Origin of the sequence: Arcobacter sp. CECT 8989 (assembly GCF_004116715.1) — a bacterium.
GTDB lineage: Bacteria > Campylobacterota > Campylobacteria > Campylobacterales > Arcobacteraceae > Halarcobacter.
Map to the genome: position 1 here is coordinate 1 of NZ_PDKE01000050.1, position 536 is coordinate 536.

Here is a 536-nt window from a genome sequence, read left to right on the forward strand (position 1 = left end):
CCCCCAAGCCCGTACCGGATCCACTGGCCCTGTGGGTGTGCGACTTAATACCATCCTGTTCCGGAGACAATACAGCCCGACCGCTGGCGGGTTTCCCCTTGATGGTCCAGCCTCGCATATCAGGAAGCACACCCGATGGATACGCGACAGCAAGTTTTGGGTAGGCTGATTTGTCAAACGCCTGCCCCTGCATCAGGACGTAGCCAGACGGAACGATATCTGATGGCCACGGGATCGGCGCACCTGCCGGAAAGGCCGAATTCTCACCGGCCCCAAGGGATTCAAGAACATCTGCAACGGAATTTTTTGCCAGAATATCCCTGCCAACCTGAGTCAGTTCAGTCAGGCTGGCGGCATCATTTTCCGCAAAATACGGTAATTTATTTTTCGCCGTGGAAAGCCCTGCCAGCGCCGTCAGTGTCGCATTCTTCGGTTGTTTACCCGCAAGCGCGTTAGTCATGGTGGTAGCAAAATCTGGATCATTCCCGAGCGCTGCGGCCAGTTCATTCAGCGTATTCAGTGCGTCAGGTGACGCG

At 55.8% G+C, this 536-nt stretch carries 1 protein-coding gene; it reads right to left on the minus strand.

Annotated elements, in window-relative coordinates:
- Positions 1-536, minus strand: a 536-nt coding sequence (locus CRV02_RS14380; RefSeq protein WP_258239327.1) for a phage tail protein, incomplete at both ends; no start/stop codon positions are given.